We start from the raw sequence: 20,560 nt of genomic DNA on the forward strand, positions 1-20,560 counted from the left end.
ACATGCGGCACACGTCCGCCGCGGCCGCTACCGCGTTGCTCCACCCGGCGGCCACCCGGCGGCCGTCCGGCGGCCTTCCGGCGGCCGGCGCTGCGGCGACGGGGCCGGGCGTCCGCCGGGTGACTACCCTTCGCATCCCGCCGTGTGCGTCACGCTACGTCCCACGCGGACAGGACGCCGCCCGGGGAGCAGTTGCCAAGTGAGTTGCCTCACCGCTCGCCCCGCGGTGAACGTCCGGAAATGCGCTGGTCTGCGAGGCGCAGGGCGGTGGTGTTCGTGGAGGCGGTGTGTGGGCCGGGGGCGTGAGCCCGCTGCCGAGGTCTCCAGAAGACAGGAGACTGTAAGACTGGCCGGATGGATATCGCTCGCAGGAACAACGTCACTGTCACCGGCAACCCGCAGGGGCGGACGGTGGTGCTGGCGCATGGGTTCGGCTGCGATCAGAACATGTGGCGGCTGACGGTACCTGCCCTGTCCGACGACTACCGGGTGGTGCTGTTCGACTACGTCGGCTCGGGCCGCTCGGACGCGTCCGCGTTCTCCGAGGACCGCTACGCCTCCCTGAACGGCTACGCCCGGGACGTCGTCGAGGTGTGCGAGGCGCTCGACCTGCGCGACGCGGTGTTCGTCGGCCACTCGGTCAGCGCGATGGTCGGCGTGCTGGCCGCCGGCATGGCTCCCGAGCGGATCGGGGCCCACGTCATGGTCGCTCCGTCTCCGCGCTACATCGACGACGACGGCTACCGCGGCGGCTTCAGCGCCGACGACATCGACGAGCTCCTGGCGTCCCTGGAGTCCAACTACCTGGGCTGGTCGGCGGCCATGGCGCCGGTGATCATGGGAAACGCGGACCGTCCCGAACTCGGCGAGGAACTGAAGAACAGCTTCTGCGCCACCGACCCGGACATGGCGCGCGTCTTCGCCCGCACCACGTTCCTGTCCGATTCGAGGGACGACCTGAAGACGGTGAGCGCGCCCACCTTGGTGCTGGAGTGCTCCCAGGATGTCATCGCCCCCCGAGAAGTCGGCGCCTTCGTCCACGCAGCGATCCCCGGCTCGACGCTCGTCACCCTGGACGCGACGGGGCACTGCCCCCACCTGTCCGCTCCCGAAGTCACCAACGCGGCCATCCTGAGCTTTCTGACGGACCTGCGTTGATGTGCCCCACCGGGCGGCATCCCGACTCGCAGGAGTCCGACAGCGAGAAGACCTCCCGTGCGGCGTTCGCCGCGCTCCTGGAGGACAGCGCCGAAGAGCTGTACGAAAGCGCGCCGTGCGGTTACCTGTCCACGCTGATGGACGGCACCATCGCGAAGATCAACACCACCCTGCTGGACTGGCTCGGCCTCGAGCGTGAGGCCGTGGTCGGCCGGATGCGGTTCCCCGACCTGCTCACCGTGGGCGGCAAGCTCTACCACGAGACGCACTTCGCGCCGCTGCTGCGCATGCAGGGCGAGATCAGCGGCATCGCCCTGGAGATCAAGCAGGCCGGCGGCGGCCGGATGCCGGCACTGGTGTCTTCCGTGGTCAAGTACGGCAGCACCGGCGATCCGCTGCTGATCCGCACCACCGTCTTCGACGCCCGGGACCGGCGCGCCTACGAAGAGGAACTCCTGCGCGGCCGTAAAGCGGCCGAAGAAGCGCGTCAACAGGCCGAAGCCGACCGGGCCCGGCTGCAGGACGCTCTCGCCGTACTGCAGCAGTCACTGCTGCCCGACACCCTGCCCACCGTCCCCGGGATGGAGGCGGCCGCCTACTACCACACCGCTCACCCCGACCGGCTCGGCGGCGACTTCTATGACGTCTTCCCCATCGACGGCAAACGCTTCGGCTTCTTCCTCGGCGACGTGTGCGGCAAAGGCCCGCAGGCCGCGGCGGTCACCTCGCTGACCCGCTACACCCTGCGCGCCGCCGCCCTGCACGACCCCGACCCCGTCTCCACCCTGACCACCCTCAACAAGGTGCTCCACGAGCGCTACGCCGGCAGCGGGGACCCGCGCTACTGCACCGCCGTTTTCGGCGTCCTCGAACCGGACCCCGATACCGGACAGGTCGCCGTTCGTCTCGCTTCGGGCGGCCACCCTCCGGTCATCGTCGCGCGTGCCGACGGCACCGCCGGCTTCCTGCCCACCCCTGGCGGCCTCCTCGTCGGTGTCCTGCCCTCCGCGCACTTCGCCACCGCCACGACCGTCCTCGCCCCCGGCGACACCCTCCTGCTCTACACCGACGGCATCACCGAGGCCCGCACCGGTGAGGACCGCACCCACCTGTTCGGGGACGAAGCGCTGCTCGCGTTCGCCGCCGACCACGCCGGCGAACCCCCGCCCGCCCTGATCGCGGCACTGACCGGTCTGCTGCAGACCTTCGGCAACGGCCTCGACGACGACACCGCCCTGCTCGCCCTGGGCACCCCACCCTCCGGCCCCCACACGAGAAGCAGCGAATGAGCCCACTGAAGATCACCACCCGAGACGCAGCCACCGGTCCCGTTCTGGAAATCTTCGGCGAACTCGACTACGTCACCGCCGGTGACCTGCGCGACCTGATCCCCACGATCACCCTCCGGCCGGGCCAGTGCCTCGTCCTGGATCTGCGCGGGATGGAGTTCTGCGACTCCAGCGGTCTCACCGCGCTGATCGCCGCCCACCACCACGCCGAAGCCGCGCAGGCCGACTTCGCACTGGCAGCCGTACCCGCGCACACCCTGCGCACCCTGCGCATCGTCGGCCTCGACCAGGTCTTCGCCATCCACCCCGACAGCGAGATGGCCGCCCCGACCCGGACCGACCACGACGCGAACGAAATGAAGAGGGGCGGTGTCAGCGCTTGAGTCACTCCTTGGGCTGTGCCCAACGCCTCAGTCGTCGAGCAGAGTTGTCGGCACCGACTCCAGGGCGTGTCCCGGGCGGTCGGCCGACGGGCCACCGCCCTGCGCGGGAAGCCGGCCGACCGGGAGAAGCAGCGGCTGCGGCAGACCGAGCGGCGGGGAGTCCTGGTGGTCACCGCGACCACCGACGACGCGGTCTGCCGGCTCCAGTGACGGTACGGCAGCGGGGGTCCTGACCGGACGAACAGGACCCCCGCCTGCACGTGCTCTTGAAGATCACGCGCTCCGGCACAACGACCCACTGCCCTGCGCGACACGCCTGGGTTCCCTGCGGGGCGCCGGTCGGGTCCGGGCGCGCGCTGCCTGCGGCGGACGGGGCGGTGTCGCCCGGCGTCCTGGGGCTGCCGCGCGTGTGGGTGCCGTGGGGGCTCGCATTATTCTTGGACCCGCGATCAGTGGCCCGCGTAGCGGAACCTGCATGCGAAGGGCGGCGGGGGCGCATCGCCTGGGAGGGCATGGAGGCGGCCAAGACCGTTGGCCGGCATGAGGGGAAGGGTGTCGCGTGGAACGTTCAGGCCGGCCAGTGAGCAGGCCGCGGGCCGCGGTCGACGGGGAGGTGTTCGCCGCCGACCGGGAGGTGGGCAGGGACCTTGCCGAGGTCGACTGGGCCGCCACGCCGCTCGGTCCGCCGCAGGAGTGGCCGCAGAGTCTGCAGACTGCCGTCAGCATCCTGCTGTCATCGCGGTTCCCGATGTGGATGGCGTGGGGCGAGGAGCTGACGTTCTTCTGCAACGCCGCATACCGGCGCGACACCCTCGGCCGCAAGTACCCGTGGGCGCTGGGACGGCCTGCGAGTGAGGTGTGGGCGGAGATCTGGGGGGACATCGGGCCCCGCATCGAGGCCGTGCTCAGCACCGGCGAGGCCACCTGGGACGAGGGCCTGCTGCTGTTCCTGGAGCGGTCCGGCTACAGCGAGGAGACGTACCACACGTTCTCCTACAGCCCGCTGCGGGACGACTCCGGCGACGTCGTCGGCATGCTGTGCGTGGTCAGCGAGGACACCGAGCGGGTGATCGGTGAGCGGCGCATGGCCACCCTGCGGGACCTCGGCTCGGACCCCAGCGTGATGCGCACCGAGCAGGAGGTGCTGGCCTTCGCCGACCGGCAGCTGGACCGCAACCGCAAGGACCTGCCCTTCACTCTGACCTACCTGTTCGACGGCGACACCGCCCGGTTGGCCGGGGCGACCGGTGTCACCCCCGGTCTGCCCGTCGCACCGCAGACCCTGCCCCTCGTCGCGGGCCCCGAAGCCGTCTGGCCCGCCGCGGTGCTGGCCGAGGGCGAGGCGCGCGTGGTGCCGCTGACCGGCGAACACTTCGACGACCTGCCCGGCGGTGACTGGCCCGAACCACCCGTGGAGGCACTCGTCGTCCCGCTGCGGCAGCAGGGCGGTGCGCCGTACGGATTCTTCGTGGCCGCTGTGAACCGCTACCGCGTCCTGGACGACGGCTACCGGGGGTTCATCGAGCTGACCGCCGGGCACATCGCCTCCGGGATCGGCAGTGCCCGCAACTACGAGGCACAGCAGCGGCGGGCGGAGGAACTGGCCGAACTGGACCGGGCCAAGACCACCTTCTTCTCCAACATCAGCCACGAGCTCCGCACTCCGCTGACTCTGATCATGGGCCCGGTCGAGGAACTGCGCACTCGTCTCACCGACGCGGGCGAGGAGATACGTCAGGAACTCGACGTCATCCATCGCAACGGGCTGCGGCTGGGCAAGCTGGTCAACACCCTGCTGGACTTCTCCCGCATCGAGGCGGGCCGCATGCAGGCTCGCTACGAGCCGGTCGACCTGGCCGCGGTGACGGCGGAGCTGGCCAGCGTCTTCCGCTCGGCCATGGAGAGGGCCGGGCTCGCCTTCGAGGTGGACTGTCCCTCGCTGGACGAACCGGTGTACGTGGACCGCGGCATGTGGGAGAAGGTGGTCCTGAACCTGCTGAGCAACGCGCTGAAGTTCACCTTCGACGGAGCGGTTCGCGTGGCCGTGCGCCGCGAGGGCGGCCAGGCCGTGGTCACCGTCGCCGACACCGGGACCGGTGTGCCGGAGGCGGAGATGCCGCGGTTGTTCGAACGCTTCCACCGCATCGAGAACGCCCGGTCCCGTTCCAACGAGGGAAGCGGTATCGGACTGGCCCTGGTGAGGGAGCTGGTCACCCTGCACGGCGGCACGATCCACGCCGAGAGCACGGAAGGAAAGGGCACCAGCTTCACCCTCCGGGTGCCGTTCGGCACCGCGCATCTGTCCGACGACTCCGTGATGCCGGAAGGGGGCGGCGCGGCCTCGGCCACCGCCGACCCGTATGTCGAGGAAGCCCTGCGCTGGCTTCCGGTGGCTGAAGCCGGAGCCGCGGCCGAGGACCGCTCGGAAGGGGTGGGGGCTGTTCCGCTCGGGGCCGGCGCCGGCCCCACCCGGAGCGCACGGGTGCTGGTGGCCGACGACAACGCCGACATGCGTGAGTACCTCACCCGCATTCTGGCTGGCGCGGGGTACGAGGTCGAAGCGGTTTCGGACGGCGTCGAAGCACTGGACGCCGCCCGCCGTGGCACTCCCGACCTTGTCGTCAGCGACGTGATGATGCCCCGGCTGGACGGGCTGGAGCTGGTGGCGCGACTGCGCGGCGACCCCCGTACGGCCTCGGTGCCCGTGCTGCTGCTGTCGGCCAGGGCCGGACAGGAGGCGTCGATCGAGGGACTCCGGGCAGGCGCCGACGACTACCTGGTGAAGCCCTTCGCCGCGGCCGAGCTGCTCGCCCGCGTGCGCGCGAACGTCGAGCTGGCCCGGCTGCGCGGCCACCATGTCCGCTGGCGGACGGCGCTCATCGACTCCCTCCAGGAGGCGTTCTTCGTCTGCGACGAGTCCGGGGCCGTCGTGGAGATCAACACGGCGTTCACCGACATCCTCGGCTACGGTCCCGATGACCTCCCCTACGCCCCGATCCATCCGTGGTGGCCGGACGAGGCCACTGATCCGGGCGCGCACCGGCAGGTCGGCGACGCCTTCGCCGACCTGATCGAGAATTCCCAGGGCTCCTACACCGTTCCCGTCACGCACCGAGACGGCCGTCGCCTGTGGATCGCCGTGACGTTCAACAAGGCCGAGGACCCGGACACAGGTCGCCGGGTCACCGTCGGCACCTTCCGCGACGTCACGGCCGAGCACTACGCCGTCCAGCGGGAGACGGCGCTGGCGGCGCTGAGCACCTCGTTGTCCCGTGCCGTCAGCCTGCCCGAGGCACTGTCCGGCGCCCTGGACGAGCTGCGGTCACTGTGGCAGGCCCGCGTGGTGGTGGCCGCCGTCTTCGGAGGCGGCGACGTCCCGGCGCTCACGGCCACGGACGCGAGCCTGCGGTGGGAGGACCTTCCGGCCGAGCGTCAGGAACTGTTTGCCGCGCTCCGCCGGCGGCCCACGCTCACCGCCGAGGCAGACGACAGCGGTGCCGGCGTCCTGCTGGAGCACCCCGAGGGCCCGATGGCCCTGTGGGTCGATCTGGGCGGACACCGGCCGTTCACCTCCGAGGACCAGCTGCTGCTCTCGCTGCTGGCCGGGCACCTGGCGCAGGGACTGGTCCGGGCGCACCAGATCGACCAGCAGCGGGAGACGGCCATCGCGCTCCAGCGCGCCATCCTGGGGCCGGCCCGGCTGCCCGAGGGCTTCGCCGTGCGGTACGAGCCCGCCACGCGTCCGCTGGAGGTGGGCGGTGACTGGTACGACACCATTGCGCTGCCGGACGGCCGGATCGGCATCGTCGTCGGCGACTGCGTCGGCCGGGGCCTGGAGGCAGCCAGTGTCATGGGACAGCTGCGCAGCGCCTGCCGCGCACTGCTGCTCCAGGATCCCAGCCCCTCCCGGACGCTGATGGCCCTCGACCAGTTCGCCGCGAGCGTCACGGGCGCGCTGTGCACGACCGTCTTCTGCGGTGTACTCGACCCCGGCACCGGAGAACTCACCTATTCCAGTGCCGGGCATCCGCCGGGCATCCTCGTGCACGCCGACGGCACCACAAGGCTGTTGGAGGACGGGCGTGCGCTGCCGCTGGCCGTACGGCCGGGCAGACAGCGCCCGGAGGCCGCGTGCTCCCTTCCCGCACGGGCCACGCTGCTGCTGTACACCGATGGGCTCGTGGAGCGGCGGCGACGCCCGCTCAACACGGGGATCGAGCAGGCGGGCGACGCCGTGCAGGACGGCCGCGACATGCCTGTCGAGGACCTCGCCAGCGCGGTGATGGCCAGGCTCGCGCCGGCCGGCGGGTACGACGACGACGTGGCCCTCCTGCTCTACCGCCACCCGGCACCGCTGGAGATGACTTTCCCCGCCGAGTCCTCCCAGCTCGCGCCGGTGCGAAGGGCGCTGCGCAGCTGGCTCGACCAGTGCGAACTGCCGCCGAACGCGGTGCAGAACGTTCTCGTCGCCGCCGGGGAGGCATGTGCGAACGCGATCGAGCACGGCCACCGGCACGCCCCGGGGGAAGCCGTACGGCTGCGCGCCGAGGCGCTGGTCGACACGCTGCGTGTGACGGTCGCGGACAGTGGCCAGTGGAAGGTTCCACAACCCGAGAAGAACGCTCACCGGGGCCGTGGCATGTCCCTGATGCACGCGCTGATGCAGCAGGTCACCGTCGCCCCCGGCCCGTCCGGTACCACTGTCGACATGCAGATGAGGATCGCCTGATGACCACCCCGCTCACGCTGATACCAGGCCGGAGTCCGGACGGCACCGTCCGTCTCGCCGTCAGCGGCGAGATCGACATGAGCAACGTCGGTCATCTGGCCGAAGCCCTGGCCAGCGGCTCGGGTCCCCTGGTCGTGGACCTGACCGGGGTGGAGTACCTCGACAGCGCGGGGCTGAGCGTGCTGTTCGCTCACGCCGAGAGGCTGGAACTGATCGTCCCTCCGCTGCTCGAGCCCGTACTCGCCGTCTCGGGCCTTGCCGACCTGGCCACCGTCCACAACCCCGGGACCCGGAACGGGACGCAAAGCTGACCCGACCCGGCGGAGGAAGCCGCACCGTCCCGCCCGCCGCCCTCCCCAGCCGTTCGTACGGCCATGACACCCCACCGCCCTGCTCGCCACGCCGTGCAGGGCCGTCCGGCCAGGAGTGATGCCCACGTGACCGACACTCTCGACACCACCGTCCGACACACCGGCGACCGCACAGCCGTCGTGCAGGTCGCCGGCGATCTCGATCTGCACACCTCGCCCGTGCTGCGCGCGCAGGCATGGACCGTCGTGGAGCAAGGCACACCGCACCTCGTCCTGGACCTGGCCCAGGTGGACTACGTCGACTCGACCGGGCTCAGCACGCTCATCGTCCTGCTGCAGGCCGCCCAGGAGGCAGGCGGTTCGCTCCGCGTCGCGAGCGTCCCCGACCGTCTCATGCGCATGGTGACCCTGACCGGTATCTCCACGCTGCTCCCCATCCACGACACGGTCGCCGACGCGCTGGCCGCCCTCGCCGCGGACGGGGACGCCGACAGCGCCGGCACCTCCGCATGACGGCACGGCCGCTCCGGGCCTCTCACCTCCTGCCCTTCGTCCGCGCGGGCTGCAACAGGGCGGGCAGGTGCGGTACTTCGCGGACGCCACCGACCCCAGGCCCTGCCCAAGTCCTCGCTCGGCGGTCTCTATCATCGACGTGGGTCATCAGAGCGATGAGATGAAGGCATTCGGGGGGCTTTCGGTGGATGTCAGACCGACAGCGCAGGGGTCGTTGTTCACGCTGCGTGGAGGGTTCGACCACGGGAGTGCCGTCCAGCTGCCGGAGATCGCCGAGCGGGCTCTCGCCGGCGCACCCCAGCCCGCGCCGGTGAAGGCCGAGGGGGCTGGACTCACCTTCTGCGACTCTTCTGGGATCACCCGCCTGAGCCGGCAGCACCCGCGGCTTTCCGCGCAGGACGCCGGCCTGAGGCTCGCGGCAGTGCCCGCCCCAGTCGCGCGTGTGTTCACCCTCATGGAGCTGGACCGGGCGTTCGGGGTACACGCCACCCTGCATCAGGCTGTGAGCGCCGGCAACGCCGTTGAAGAGCAGCCCGGCAACGGGGACCGTCCGTCGTTGCGTTCGGCCAGTGAAAGGTAGCGGGCGATGAGCCACGTCTCGGAACAGGAACCGGTACCTGCCGCCTCTGCGGGCTTCGAGGAGCCCGGCACGGGGGACGCCGAACGCGATCTACGCGCATTGTTCGGCCAGTCCACTGCCGTGTTCGCGTCTCTGGCCGGTCCGGCGCACATGGTGGAGGCGGCCAACGCCGCCTTCTTCACCGCGATCGGTGGCCACCCACGGGCACGTACCGGCCTGCCTGTGAGGCAGCTGCTGCCGGAACTCGCCGACCAGGGCTTCCTCGACCTCCTTGACCGGGTGTACCGCAGCGGCGAGCGCCACGTCGGCCGCAACGCCCGCGTCGTCCTGGGCGTCGGCCCCCGCGCGCGTGAGGCGTACTTCGACTTCACCTACGAGCCCCGGCTGGACGTCGGCGGCAACGTGATCGGCGTACGCGTCATCGGGGTGGAGACGACGCAGCTCATGCAGGCCCAGCGGTTGGCGGCCGAGCATCGCGTCCTGCTGGAGCAGATCGCTCGCCAGGCACCGCTGGAACAGGTACTGGACGGCATGGCCCGCGCCATCGAGGAGCTGGCCCCCGAGGAGGTCCTCGTCTCCGTCCTCCTCGCGGACGCCGACGGTCGCCACCTGCGCCACGGCGCCGCGCCGAGCCTGCCCGATTTCTACAACCAGGCCATCGACGGCATCGCCACGGGCGAAGGAGTCGGCTCCTGCGGCACCGCCGCCCACCGTCGGGCACCGGTCATCGTCTCGGACATCGCCACCGACCCGTTCTGGGACGACTTCCGTGACCTCGCTCAGCGGGCGAGGCTTGCGGCCTGCTGGTCCACACCGATCCTGGCCCGGGACGGCTCACTGCTCGGTACGTTCGCGATGTACCACCGCGCTCCCCGTGCGCCGCAGGAAGCCGACCTGGCTCTGGCCAGGGTGTTCGCGGGTACCGCCGCCCTGGCCATCGAGCGCCATCGGGCCGACGAGGCGCGCAGGACCGCAGAGGCCAAGGAGAAGGCCGCCCGCGACGACCTCGCCTTCCTGCTGGAGGCCAGCACCCGGCTGACCACCGGCCTCGACCAGACGCAGACCCTCCAGCGCCTGGCCGATCTGTGCACCCCCAAGCTGGCACCGCTGTGCGCGGTCGACATCGTCGAAGCCGGCCGGGTGCGCCGTATCGCCACCGCCGCACCCACCCCGGACGCGGACACGTTGCTGGCCTCGCACATCCCGGTCTACGACGCCGCCGACGACGCCGTCGCCCGCGCCCTGGCCTCCGGACTGAGCGAGGTCGCCCGCCGCACCCCCACCGGCCCCGGCCCCTGGCAGGCTCTCGAGGTCACCGGCTACCTGTGCGTTCCCCTGCTCGACCGCGGTCGCGCCTTCGGTGCGCTGACCCTGCTGACCACCGGGGAGAGCGCGTTCAGCGGTCACACCGTCGCCCTCGCCGAAGAGCTCGCTCGCCGCGCCGCTTCGGCCGCCCTCAACGCCCGTCAGTACACGCAGCGCGTCACCCTCGCCCGTGACCTGCAAGCCGGCCTGCTGCTCCCCGAGGTCCCCGATCTGCCGAGAGCGCAGGTCGCCACCTACTACCACCCGGCCGGTGAAGGACTCGACATCGGCGGCGACTTCTACGACGTCTTCCACCTCACCGACCAGACCTGGGCGTTCATGCTCGGCGACGTCTGCGGACGCGGCGCCACCGCCGCCACCACCACCGCACTGGTCCGCCACACCGCCCGCGCCGTGGCCCCCCTTCTGCCGGGTCCGGACGCCGTCGTCCAGGCGATCAACAAGGCCCTCCTCGGCCGCCCGAACAGCCACGGAACCGGCTTCGTCACTCTCGTGTACGGTCACCTCACCCCTGCCGCCGACGGGGGCCTCGACATCACCCTCGTGCGCGCCGGCCACACCTCGCCCCTCCACATCCGCAGCGGCCGCGCCCCTCGCCCCGTCCAGTGCGAGGGCCTGCTCCTCGGTGTCACCCCGCACCCTCATCTGGAGACCCACCGTCTTCACCTTGAGCCGACGGAGAGCCTGCTGCTCTACACCGACGGCCTCATCGAGGCCCGCGACGAGCACGGGGAGCAGTTCGGTGAGGACCGCCTCGTGGACACGCTGGCCATCCAGTGCGTCACCGGCCCTGAAGCGATCATCGGCGCTCTCACCCGGGCCGTTCACGCGTTCACCGGCGCCATGGGCATGGACGACGACCAGGCCGCTCTCGTCCTGACAGCCACCTGAGCCGTCCGGTAGGCCTCCGCAGGAGTACGCGGGTCGCAGCGGGTAGGCCGACGGAGGCGAGAGCGACCGCACGTGAACAAAAACCGAAAGACCAGAAGTTGCCGGAAGATGATCCGCCGCTTCGGGTCTGGCTGCCGCTGTACTGGTCGGGCCGTCATGTCCTGGCGTTGGCGACGCCCAAGCCGTCCATGTAGTCGCGGGTTCGTGTGATCAGGCCGTCGCGGACCTCGAGTATCAGGAGGCCCGGGACGGTGAACGTGGTGGCCTTGGTCGGGAGCTTTCCCACCACGACATGCTCGGCGACGATCACTCCTGGATCGGCGGTCTCGTAGGCCGCGACCCTCTTGACCTCCTCCACCAGGACGGGGCTGGCGCACCAGGCTGCCCTGTAGCCGGCGCGCACGGCCTCACGCCCTTCGAAGCGCGGGGGGAAGCCGGGTGAGGAGAACGGGAACTCGTGCACCGCGTCGATGGTGTAGAGGTCCGCGAGATCGTCCGGGGACTTGTCGAGCATGGCCTGGTAGTAGCAGGTCAGCACCTCGTGAGGGGTGCGAGCAGCAGGCGTGTCCGGATGCGGCATGGGGCTGCTCCCTTCACTCAACGCTTGTTGACTCAACCCTAACGCCGACGGGAAATTCGGTCAACGGTTGTAGAGTGAGTGGGTGTCCACCCCTCGCCAGACTCGTGCCGACCGACGCCGTGCAACCGAGGCGCGCATCCTCGACAACGCCCGGAAGCTGTTCGCCGACAAGGGATTCGAGCGCACCACTGTCCGCGCAGTAGCCGCCGCGGCGGGCGTCGATCCTGCCCTGGTCATGCAGTATTTCGGCTCGAAGCGGGAGCTGTTCGGCCAAGCCGTGCAGGTGGCCCCCGCCCCGCTGACAGCCACTGACACCGACGAGCTCGTCGATCAGTTGCTGGCCTCGCTGGGCCTCAAACTCGGCGGTCTTCCCGAAGCCACGCTGGCGATGATGCGGTCCATGCTCACCGACCGGGCTGCAGCCGATCACGTCCATGCCGCTCTCGGCCGGCAGATCGACAGCGTTGGTGCCGCACTGCCCTCTGCCGACAATCCCGAACTGCGCGCCGCACTGGTTGTCACCGCGTTGCTGGGCGTGACCATCGGTCACCAGTTGCTCGGCCTGGCCGCGCTTCGTGAGGCCCCTGCGGATCACATCGCCGCGTTGCTTCGCCCCGCCGTCAAGGCCCTCATGGGACCTCCGCAGTGACCCTGACGCCCCGTCACGCGAAATGAGCAGGTTCGGCGGTTGGTCTCCGGACACACCACTGCCGCGTGAGCATGGCGGTGGCCCCTTACGATCGTGCCGACTCCTGCGGCCGTTCGTGGAGCACGATCACGTGTGGGCCGTGGCTCGACGGCGCAGCTCCTTCTTGTCGGGTTTGCCGACGTCGGTGAGGGGCAGCTCCGCGGGGAAGGTGATGCAGGCCGGCTCGTACATCGCGCCGCGTTCGGCGCGCACGAAGGCACGGAGCTCGTCGGCACTGGTCGTGGCCCCGGGGGCGAGCAGGACGGCGGCGTGGACACGCTCCATGCGGTCCTCGTTCCGGACGCCGTAGACGGCGCTCTGCCGGACCTGCGGGTGGCTGTTGAGCAGATCCTCCAGTTCGGTCGTGTACACATGGCCGCCGACGACGACGATCATGTCCTTGAGGCGGTCCACGACGGTCAAGTAGCCGTCGCCGTCCCGGAATCCGATGTCACCGGTGTGCATCCAGCCGTCCTGGAGGACCTGGGCGGTGAGTTGCGGTTGCTTCCAGTAGCCCTGCATGACCATGCCGGAACGTACGACGATCTCGCCGTGTTCGCCGTCGGGGAGCGCGTTACCGGCAGGGTCCCGGATCTCGACCTCGACCCCGTCCAGGATCTTTCCCGCACTGCGCAGCCGCTCGACGCGGGCGTGGTCGTCCGGGGAGAGGATGCTGATCAGGCCTGCCTCGTTCTGCCCGTACCCCTGCATCAGCACGGGACCGAGGCGGCGCACGGCGTCGGCGAGTCGTGCCGGAGACGCCTGGCAGCCGCCGTAGAGCACCTGGCGCAGCGAGGAGGTGTCGGTGTGCTCCATGCGGGGATGGTCGAGCAACTGGTAGAGGAGGGGCGGCAGCAGCCACAGGTGGGTGATGCGTTCACGCTCGATGGTCTCGAGCACCTGTCCTGCCTCGAATCCGTCCAGCATGACGACGGCGCCGCCCGCCTCGAGCACGGCGTCCGTGAGCATGCCGGCCGCGTGGGCGATGGTGGTGGCGACGAGTTGGCGATGCGTGGAGCCCGCGTCCTTCTCGACCGGGCGCGCGGCGCGCTGCGCCTGCACCTGCCGGTAGGTGGTGCATATGCCCTTCGGATGGCCGGTGGTCCCGCCGGTGTGCCGGATGGCGCAAATGGCGTCCGGCTGCGCCTGGCTGCGGAAGGGTTCCGCGGACTGGGACGCGGCAAGTCCAAGCAGATCCTCGCCCGTTCCGGCCGGACCGAGTGTCAGAACCGACTTGACCGGCACGGCCTCGGTGATCTCGGCGGCCCGGTCGGTCATCCGCGGATCGACGACGAGAGCCCGGGTCTCCACATCGCGGACGATGGCGGCCTGCACATCGGAAGCGAGCTCGCTGTACAGGTGGTTGACCTGGGCGCCGATCAGATTGGCCGCGTACCGCGCGGCCAGAGCCTCCGGCAGGTTGCCGCTGAGCAGAGTGACTGTCTGACCACGTTCGATTCCCTGCCCCTGCATGGCCCACGCCATCCGGAACACCAGCGCACGCAACTCGCCCGCGCTGACACGGCGGTTCCGGTACACCAACGCCTCGCGGTCGGGGTTCTCCAGCAGGGAGTCGAGGATGTGCTCCACATGGCTGCGGAAGTGTGGGGGGACGTTCGGCATGTGTGATCCTTCTGAGCCCGTTCGCTGCGGGGCGCGGGCCGGTGTAGCGGTCGTACATATGGGGGGATGGGAGCCGGCGCCGCATGACCGCGGTCACGCCGGGCCTGCTCCATGCGAGATGGCCGTGGCCCCCCGCTAAAGGTTGCCTGGGCCAACCATGTATCGACTCTAGGACCTCATGCCCAAAGTGCCAACTCCGCTGCGGTGGCGGCGCGGTCATCACGCTGCGGCTGCCGGGGTGGCTCAGCCCTGGGCTTCGGTCAAGGCGGTGGTCGTCGCGATGATCCAACGACGCGCCAAACGACCTGCATTGCGTCGTCCGCGCAGGGCTGCCGGGGGACCTTCGATGCCTTGACGGCACCCGAGCCGATCGCGTACTACTTCATTATGAAGCACGTAACTAATTCCGAGCGGCTCGCCCAGAGTGCGGACGGGTTGCTCTACGACCCTCAAGTCCGCCACGACATGGGCAAGTTCATGGAGGGGGGAGACACCCTGCGGCTGGAGGCGGCTGCCGCGGCACGCGCCGCGCACAGGTCCGTCGAGCGGCTTCGCACCCACGGATCCGAAGGTCGTGGTCTCAGCGCGGGAGCCAGCGATGTCCTGATCCGCCTGCGCACGCTCGGCGCAGCCGGTGCCAGTCTCGGTGAGCTCGCCCGTTCCGCAGGCATGACTCCCCGCAACGCCACCGGTCTGGTCGACACACTCGAACGCGAAGGACTCGTCCGACGCGACCCCGACCCAGACGATCGCCGGTCCGTCCTCGTCCGTATCACCCCCGCCGGCCTGGCGTGGCTGAGCGAATTCCGCACACCGACACAGCGGGCCATGGAGGCACTGTTCCACGGATTCACCGACACCGAACTGCACCAGCTGCGCCACCTGTGCCTGCGGCTTGTTCAGAACCAGCAACGCATCGCCACGCATCTCGCTGCCATCGAAAGGGGCGACTCCACATGACGACGGCCACGACACGCACAACCGTCCGCGCCTACCACCAAGCCCGGTTCCAAGGCGACATCCCGGCCGCTGCCCGAACGCTCAGCGAGCCCTTCCACTTCCAAAGCCCTCTGCTGACCTCCGACAGCACGCACGGGCACCTCAGCGGCCTGGACGCGTTCCTGGGAATCGTGACCGGCGTCGATCTGGTCAGCGAACTGTACGGCGAGACCGAAGCAACCCTGGTCTACGACGTCCGCACCTCGGCCCCGGCCATCGGCACACAATGCACCGCCGAACACTTCCACCTGACCGACGGCCGCATCGACAGCATCCGCCTCATCTTCGACGCCACTCCCTGGCATGCGATCATGCGGGCCGTCAGCCCGTCCTGACGTCAACAGGGCGCTCCCACCGCTCAGTTCAGGCGGCCTCGGTGACTGCTCCGCAGCTCCCGACGACTTCCGTTCCCGACGTCCGTCACCGCAAGACCTCCGGCGGTGCGGCGCCGGAGGTGGGGGATGTCAGGGCTTGGCCGGGCCGGTCATCCCGTCGAGGAGGAGTCGCAGGATCTGCTGGAGTTCTCCCGCCAGTGATCCGGTCGTCTCCGCGGAGCGGTTGGCCCAGCGGTAGAGGGCACCCAGATAGACGTCACGCAGGACGTTGCCGACGACGATGGGCGACACCCCCGGGTTCAGCTCTCCCCGGCGTACGCCGCTGTCGACGATCCTGGCGAACACCTCGGCGACGTACGGCTCTTCCAGTATCGGCCGGCCCGCCTTGACCCAGGCGGTGAGCATGGCCGTGGTGAGCTGCGGTTCCTCCTGGTTGATGCGGGCCAGCACCGCCATGCACTGCTGGAGCCGCGCCACCGAGTCGGGCGTCAGCACGGAGTCCTCGTCGAGTCCGGTCACCAGCGCGGCTCGCCTCCTCTCCCCCCAGGCGGTGATGATGTCTTCCTTGCGCTGGAAGTAGTTGAAGAAGGTGCCGCGCGCGACGTCGGCGCGTTCCGCGATCTCGTCGATGGAGGTGTGGTCGTACCCCTTCTCCACGAAGAGCTCAACCGCGGACAGGAAGAGACGTTCCCTGACCCGTTGCTTGTTGCGTTCCCGGCGGCCGACCGGCGGCGGCGTCGTTGTCGCGCGCGAGTCCATTCCGTCCCTCCTGTTCGTGCCTGGTCCCATCCGGCTCACCGAGTCCGGACGGCATGCCCGGATGAGGGGGAAGCGACGTCCGGTCGGCCCCCTCCGGGCAGCATCGTGCGTGGCGAACTTTTTTTATACCACGGTTCATTTTTATTGCTCCGCCGTCGTAGGGCAACGGTCGGGCGTCGGTCGTTCCCGGTTCGGCCGGGATCGGACGTCGCACGGTGATGCGTGTCGTGCGGGCTACGGTTGCGCCTCCTGCCGGGTCAGGTCCGCGCACAGCTCGGCAATGCTCTCGGCGCTCAGGAGGCGTCCTGCGGTGATCTCCGCGCCGTGGCTGCGCTGCAGGTACAGCCGGAGCCGGGTCGCCATGAGCGAGTCGAGTCCGAGGTCGCGAAGAGACAGCCGCTCGTCCATGTCCGATGCCCGCAGGCCCAGCAGGGCCGCCGAGTGCGCCACGAGCGCCTGCGCGGCCCCCTCCCGACGGGTACGGCCGGAGGAGGACACGGAGAAGCGGGGCGCCGCCTCGTCCGGGGCGCCGCGTACGCCCGCCGATCCCTGACCAGCCGCGCGCGCCGTGCTCTCGGCGCTGTTGAACGCCGCCGTCACCTTCCCGGCCAGACGGGTGAGCGGTGTCGCGCACCGCCGGGTGACGGCCGGCACGAGAGAGCGCACGTGGGCCAGCGGGCGGGCCGCGGGGAGCAGGAGCGTGCGCACCTGTGCCAGGGGGAGGGCCTCGGGGGGCGTGGGCGTGAGGCGCCGCAGACGGATGTCCGAGAACCGTGCCAGAACGCGGTGGTCCGGAGCGATCAGTACGACGTCGGCCAGGAGCGAGGCGCCGCCGTCCTCAGACCGCACGGTGCTCAGGCTCCAGAACTCGGGTTCCAGTTCCGCGTGGAAGCGGACCGCGCCGAAGGACACCGGCACGTGGGCGGCGTCGTCCTGGCCGGACAGGGCTCCGGGTCGCGCCGCCAGGATGGTCTGCAGCCCCGTCTCCCAGCCGACGTGCGGGAGGAGCTTCGCCGGCCGCACGCGGGCCACGGCTTCGCCGTCGCGCCGCCACAGGTGCTGCGTCCCCCGGAACGGCTCGGCGATGTCGTGTCCGTGACGTTGTGCCAGCAGCAGGAAGTCCCGCGCTCCCACGTAGTCCCGGCACCGGGCGAGCGCGGTGTCGAGGGCGTCGGGGGCCAGGTGACCGCCGTCGTCCGCGCCCGCCCTGACCACCCGTCCCGAGGCGCACAGCACAGGGCTCGCGGCGTCCCGCACCGAGGCCCGCACGGTCACCGAGCGGACTGCGTGGCCTCCCTGTGCTTCGTCCTCCAGGGCGACGTGCAGCCTCGTGTCACCGGCGGCGTCGAGAGGCAGGCACTCGTCGCCGAGGTGTACGTCCCGCAGTTCCAGCGGCGCGCCGGGCTCGGCCTGATGTGCTGTCTCCGCCATCGCCGCCAGGTAGGCGACGGGCGGCACGGCCGCGATCCCGTGGACGGCCACGCCGTCGCCCCAGTCGGCGGTCGCGCCCCATTCCGCGAGGTCGATCCGCCGTACAGGGAAGGCGTCGTGGCGGGGGGACGTCACGGGGACGGCCGGTTCCTGCCGGTACTGCACGGCGTCCCACGCGTAGGTGGGGAGGGACGGCACGTGCCGCGGGCCGTCGCCGTACCACTGCCGCCAGTCCACGTGCCCGCCGTGGGCGAAGAGGCGTCCGGCCGCCCGGGCGAGTTCGGTGGGTTCGTCGCACGCGCGGTGCAGCGAGGCCACCGCTGAGGCATCGGCGCCCGCCGCGGTGAGAGTGTCGTCCATGGCGGCGAGGAGGACGGGGTGGGGGCCGACCTCCAGGAAGACGGCGTTCGTCTCGTGGGCCGTCTTGCGCAGGGTGCCGGCGAACCGCACGGGGCGGCGCAGGTTGTCGGCCCAGTAGCCGGCGGTCAGCCCCGGGGCCTCGCCCTCGTGGCCGTCGACGGTGGACACCATGCGGGTCGTCCCGGGCACGGGGGAGATTCCGGCCAGTTCCCGTGACAGGTCCTCGCACACCGCGTCCATCTGCGGCGAGTGGGAGGCCACGTTGACCGGCACCGTGCGGCACAGGACGCCGTCCTGTTCCAGTTCGGTGCCCAGCGCGGTGAGCGCGGCGGGGTCCCCCGCGAGCACGGTGACGCTGGGAGCGTTCTCGGCAGCCACGGACACCGCGTCGCCGTAGGGCCGGGCGCGCCTGCGGGCCCGGTCTGCCGGGAGCTCGACGACGAGCATGGCGCCCCGACCGGCCGTGCGCTGCATCAGCCGGCTGCGCCGGCAGATCACCGCCGCCGCGTCCTCGAGCGACAGGCCGCCCGCGATGTGCGCGGCCGCGACCTCGCCCATGCTGTGTCCCATGCACCGGTGTGGCTGCACGCCGCGTTCACGCCAGGCGGCGGCGAGGGCCACCTGCACGGCCCACAGGAGGGGCTGGACGACGTCGACGTCCGTGGGCAGTTCGGCGCCGGACGTCAGCCGGTCCACGACCGACCAGCCGAGTTCCTCGCGTACGGCCCGGTCGCACGCCTCCAGCACCGACCGGAAGGCCGGTGAGGAACGGTACAGTGCCCGGCCCATGCCCGCCCACTGCGCGCCCTGCCCGGAGAAGACGAACACGGTCGGCCGGTCGCCCGCCGGGCCCGGGTCCGCCGTCCCTCCGTCCGGGATGGTCTCGCCGTCGGCCAGGGCCCGCAGCCGCCGCGACAGGGCGTCGTGGTCCTCTCCCACGACCCACAGGCGGTGGCGGTGCGTGTCACGGCCCAGGGCCGCGGCGGCGCAGATGTCGCGCAGCCGGTGCCTGCGCCCGGCCCCGCCGGGGCCGAGGTAGTCCGCGTAGTGCGCGGCAAGGCGGCGCAGGGAACCGGCCGTTCGCGCGCTGAGGACCAGGAGGTGGGTTCCGGCGGTGTCACCCGCGGTGGCGGTGCCGGCGGTGTCGTCGGGGGCCGCGCTGGTGGCGGTGTCGCCGATCTCCTGGGTGGCGTCGGTGGCGTCGGTGGCGTCGGCCGGTTCGGCAGCGCCGACGGGCGGGCGGACTCCGGGTGCGCGGACGTGGGCGCCGGAAGCGGGAGCGCCCGCGCCGGATTCGGGAGTGTGGGCGCCGACGACCACGTGGGCGTTGGTCCCGGACAGGCCGAAGCTGCTGACACCGAGCAGGGCGCGGGGACCGGACGGGGCCAGCGGCTGGTTGCGGGTGACCACACGCACCGGGAAGCCGTCCTGGGTGAGCAGGGGGTGCGGTTCGTCCAGGTGCAGCGATGCCGGGATGACCCCGTGACGGAGGATCAGCACCGACTTGATCAGTCCGGCGATGCCGGCTGCGGCTTCGGCGTGTCCGATATTGGTCTTGACCGATCCGGTCAGCAGCGGCCTCCCGCCCGCTCCCTGACCCACCGCTTCGGCGAGCGCCCTGAGTTCGACCTCGTCGCCGACGTGGGTTCCGGTGCCGTGGGCTTCGACGTAGTCGAGTTCCGACGGCTTCACGCCCGCGCCGGCGCAGGCTTCGCGCAGCATGTCGGCCTGGCCCTCGACGGAGGGACGGAGCAGCAGTCCGCTGCCGGTGCCGTCATTGGTGACCGCGCTGCCGAGCAGGAGCGCGTGCACGGGGTCGCCGTCCCGCTGCGCGTCCTCGAGCCGCTTGAGCACCACCGCGCCGACGCCCTCGCTGCGGACGAAACCGTCGGCTCGGGCGTCGCCGAACCGGCACCGGCCCGCGGGCGAGAGCATGCCTCCCTGGGAATAGGCGATGGAGTCGTGCGGCGACAGGATGAGGTTGACGCCGGCGGCGATGCACAGATCGCTCTCGCCGGTGAGCAGACTCTGCCGTGCGGCGTGCACGGCGACCAGCGAGGAGGAGCAGGCGGTGTCCAGGACGACGCTCGGTCCGCGCAGGTCGAGGGCGTAGGAGACCCGGCCGGCCGTGACGGCGCGCAGCCGGCTGCCGACCATGCCGTGCACGTCGGGTTCGTCGGTGCGGGGCGCTGTGTCCGCGTACTCGGAGGTCGCCTGCCCGACGAAGACGCCGCCCCGGCTGCCCGCCAGGCGGGAGGGGCGTATCCCGGCCGATTCGAGGGCTTCCCATACGACGTGCAGCAGGAGCCGCTGCTGCGGGTCCATGACGCGCGCCTCGGCGGGCGAGACGCCGAAGAACGCCGCGTCGAACCCGAAGGGGTCGGTGAGGAAGCCGCCGTGCCGGGAGACGGTCCGTCCGGGGGTCATGGGAGTGGCGTCGTGCCAGCGCTCGACGTCGAAACGCTCACGTGGGACCGGGGTCACGGTGTCGGCGTTGGCCGTGAGGACGTCCCACAGGTCGTCGGGGTTCTCGATGCCCGGTAACCGGCATCCCATGCCGACGATCGCGAGGGGCGTCGGCGTCGACAGCTCAGTACGCATGGGT

The 20,560-nt window shown here is 71.0% G+C and carries 16 protein-coding genes; 12 read left to right on the forward strand and 4 right to left on the reverse strand.

Features of this window, described 5'->3' with window-relative positions; translation table 11 throughout:
- Positions 1 to 354: 354 nt before the first annotated feature.
- From AB0E88_RS01945 to AB0E88_RS01985, 9 genes are all read left to right on the forward strand, one after another.
- On the forward strand, positions 355 to 1,158 hold the full coding sequence (locus AB0E88_RS01945; protein WP_361622147.1) for an alpha/beta hydrolase: 804 nt from the start codon (positions 355 to 357) through the stop codon (positions 1,156 to 1,158).
- Positions 1,158 to 2,447, forward strand: coding sequence for a SpoIIE family protein phosphatase (locus tag AB0E88_RS01950; protein WP_361622150.1), 1,290 nt, complete (start codon positions 1,158 to 1,160; stop codon positions 2,445 to 2,447). The genes AB0E88_RS01945 and AB0E88_RS01950 overlap by 1 nt, the downstream gene beginning before the upstream one ends.
- A complete protein-coding gene (locus AB0E88_RS01955; protein WP_361622153.1) occupies positions 2,444 to 2,830 on the forward strand; it encodes an STAS domain-containing protein in 387 nt (128 codons plus the stop codon). Before AB0E88_RS01950 ends, AB0E88_RS01955 begins: the two co-directional genes overlap by 4 nt.
- Before the next feature lie 66 nt (positions 2,831 to 2,896).
- On the forward strand, positions 2,897 to 3,040 hold the full coding sequence (locus AB0E88_RS01960; protein WP_361622156.1) for a hypothetical protein: 144 nt from the start codon (positions 2,897 to 2,899) through the stop codon (positions 3,038 to 3,040).
- A gap of 538 nt (positions 3,041 to 3,578) precedes the next feature.
- The gene (locus AB0E88_RS01965; protein WP_361622323.1) at positions 3,579 to 7,559 is read left to right on the forward strand and encodes a SpoIIE family protein phosphatase; all 3,981 of its coding nucleotides are present in this window, start codon (positions 3,579 to 3,581) and stop codon (positions 7,557 to 7,559) included.
- On the forward strand, positions 7,559 to 7,870 hold the full coding sequence (locus tag AB0E88_RS01970) for an STAS domain-containing protein (protein ID WP_361622159.1): 312 nt from the start codon (positions 7,559 to 7,561) through the stop codon (positions 7,868 to 7,870). Before AB0E88_RS01965 ends, AB0E88_RS01970 begins: the two co-directional genes overlap by 1 nt.
- 126 nt (positions 7,871 to 7,996) lie before the next feature.
- Positions 7,997 to 8,383, forward strand: a complete 387-nt coding sequence (locus AB0E88_RS01975; protein WP_361622162.1) for an STAS domain-containing protein — start codon at positions 7,997 to 7,999, stop codon at positions 8,381 to 8,383.
- Positions 8,384 to 8,522: 139 nt separating this feature from the next.
- Positions 8,523 to 8,963 carry an STAS domain-containing protein gene (locus tag AB0E88_RS01980; protein ID WP_361622165.1) on the forward strand — a complete coding sequence of 147 codons (441 nt, stop codon included), beginning with the start codon at positions 8,523 to 8,525 and terminating at the stop codon, positions 8,961 to 8,963.
- Between the two features lie 6 nt (positions 8,964 to 8,969).
- Positions 8,970 to 11,180: a SpoIIE family protein phosphatase gene (locus tag AB0E88_RS01985; protein WP_361622168.1), complete on the forward strand. Its 2,211-nt coding sequence runs from the start codon at positions 8,970 to 8,972 to the stop codon at positions 11,178 to 11,180.
- 154 nt (positions 11,181 to 11,334) lie between these two features.
- Here the strand turns inward: AB0E88_RS01985 and AB0E88_RS01990 are convergent, their stop codons facing one another.
- Positions 11,335 to 11,760: a nuclear transport factor 2 family protein gene (locus AB0E88_RS01990; protein WP_361622170.1), complete on the reverse strand. Its 426-nt coding sequence runs from the start codon at positions 11,758 to 11,760 to the stop codon at positions 11,335 to 11,337.
- Between the two features lie 82 nt (positions 11,761 to 11,842).
- Here AB0E88_RS01990 and AB0E88_RS01995 point away from each other — a divergent pair, with 82 nt between their 5' ends.
- Positions 11,843 to 12,409 (forward strand): TetR family transcriptional regulator, encoded by a 567-nt coding sequence (locus tag AB0E88_RS01995; protein WP_361622173.1) that lies wholly within the window; start codon positions 11,843 to 11,845, stop codon positions 12,407 to 12,409.
- 126 nt (positions 12,410 to 12,535) lie between these two features.
- Here AB0E88_RS01995 and AB0E88_RS02000 read toward each other — a convergent pair whose 3' ends face one another.
- A complete protein-coding gene (locus tag AB0E88_RS02000) occupies positions 12,536 to 14,071 on the reverse strand; it encodes an AMP-binding protein (protein ID WP_361622176.1) in 1,536 nt (511 codons plus the stop codon).
- Positions 14,072 to 14,422: 351 nt separating this feature from the next.
- On the opposite strand from AB0E88_RS02000, the gene AB0E88_RS02005 reads away from it, so the two are divergent.
- Complete coding sequence (locus tag AB0E88_RS02005) at positions 14,423 to 15,031, forward strand: MarR family transcriptional regulator (RefSeq protein ID WP_361622179.1); 609 nt, start codon at positions 14,423 to 14,425, stop codon at positions 15,029 to 15,031.
- Positions 15,028 to 15,405 carry a hypothetical protein gene (locus AB0E88_RS02010; RefSeq protein WP_361622182.1) on the forward strand — a complete coding sequence of 126 codons (378 nt, stop codon included), beginning with the start codon at positions 15,028 to 15,030 and terminating at the stop codon, positions 15,403 to 15,405. The genes AB0E88_RS02005 and AB0E88_RS02010 overlap by 4 nt, the downstream gene beginning before the upstream one ends.
- 129 nt (positions 15,406 to 15,534) lie before the next feature.
- On the opposite strand, the gene AB0E88_RS02015 is transcribed toward AB0E88_RS02010, so the two are convergent.
- Positions 15,535 to 16,164 (reverse strand): TetR/AcrR family transcriptional regulator, encoded by a 630-nt coding sequence (locus tag AB0E88_RS02015; RefSeq protein WP_361622185.1) that lies wholly within the window; start codon positions 16,162 to 16,164, stop codon positions 15,535 to 15,537.
- A 234-nt stretch (positions 16,165 to 16,398) separates the two neighbouring features.
- Positions 16,399 to 20,556, reverse strand: a complete 4,158-nt coding sequence (locus AB0E88_RS02020; RefSeq protein WP_361622188.1) for a beta-ketoacyl synthase N-terminal-like domain-containing protein — start codon at positions 20,554 to 20,556, stop codon at positions 16,399 to 16,401.
- Between the last annotated feature and the right edge of the window lie 4 nt (positions 20,557 to 20,560).

It is taken from the genome of Streptomyces sp. NPDC028635 (genome assembly GCF_040637635.1).
Taxonomy (GTDB): Bacteria; Actinomycetota; Actinomycetes; order Streptomycetales; family Streptomycetaceae; genus Streptomyces.

Bases quoted from the DNA above. Each gene is read 5' to 3' on its own strand.
- AB0E88_RS02000 (WP_361622176.1), bottom strand. From the start codon at position 14,071: ATGCCGAACGTCCCCCCACACTTCCGCAGCCATGTGGAGCACATCCTC.
- AB0E88_RS01950 (WP_361622150.1), top strand. From the start codon at position 1,158: ATGTGCCCCACCGGGCGGCATCCCGACTCGCAGGAGTCCGACAGCGAG.
- AB0E88_RS02020 (WP_361622188.1), bottom strand. From the start codon at position 20,556: ATGCGTACTGAGCTGTCGACGCCGACGCCCCTCGCGATCGTCGGCATG.
- AB0E88_RS01965 (WP_361622323.1), top strand. From the start codon at position 3,579: ATGTGGATGGCGTGGGGCGAGGAGCTGACGTTCTTCTGCAACGCCGCA.
- AB0E88_RS02010 (WP_361622182.1), top strand. From the start codon at position 15,028: ATGACGACGGCCACGACACGCACAACCGTCCGCGCCTACCACCAAGCC.
- AB0E88_RS01985 (WP_361622168.1), top strand. From the start codon at position 8,970: ATGAGCCACGTCTCGGAACAGGAACCGGTACCTGCCGCCTCTGCGGGC.
- AB0E88_RS02015 (WP_361622185.1), bottom strand. From the start codon at position 16,164: ATGGACTCGCGCGCGACAACGACGCCGCCGCCGGTCGGCCGCCGGGAA.
- AB0E88_RS01955 (WP_361622153.1), top strand. From the start codon at position 2,444: ATGAGCCCACTGAAGATCACCACCCGAGACGCAGCCACCGGTCCCGTT.
- AB0E88_RS01990 (WP_361622170.1), bottom strand. From the start codon at position 11,760: ATGCCGCATCCGGACACGCCTGCTGCTCGCACCCCTCACGAGGTGCTG.
- AB0E88_RS01970 (WP_361622159.1), top strand. From the start codon at position 7,559: ATGACCACCCCGCTCACGCTGATACCAGGCCGGAGTCCGGACGGCACC.
- AB0E88_RS01945 (WP_361622147.1), top strand. From the start codon at position 355: ATGGATATCGCTCGCAGGAACAACGTCACTGTCACCGGCAACCCGCAG.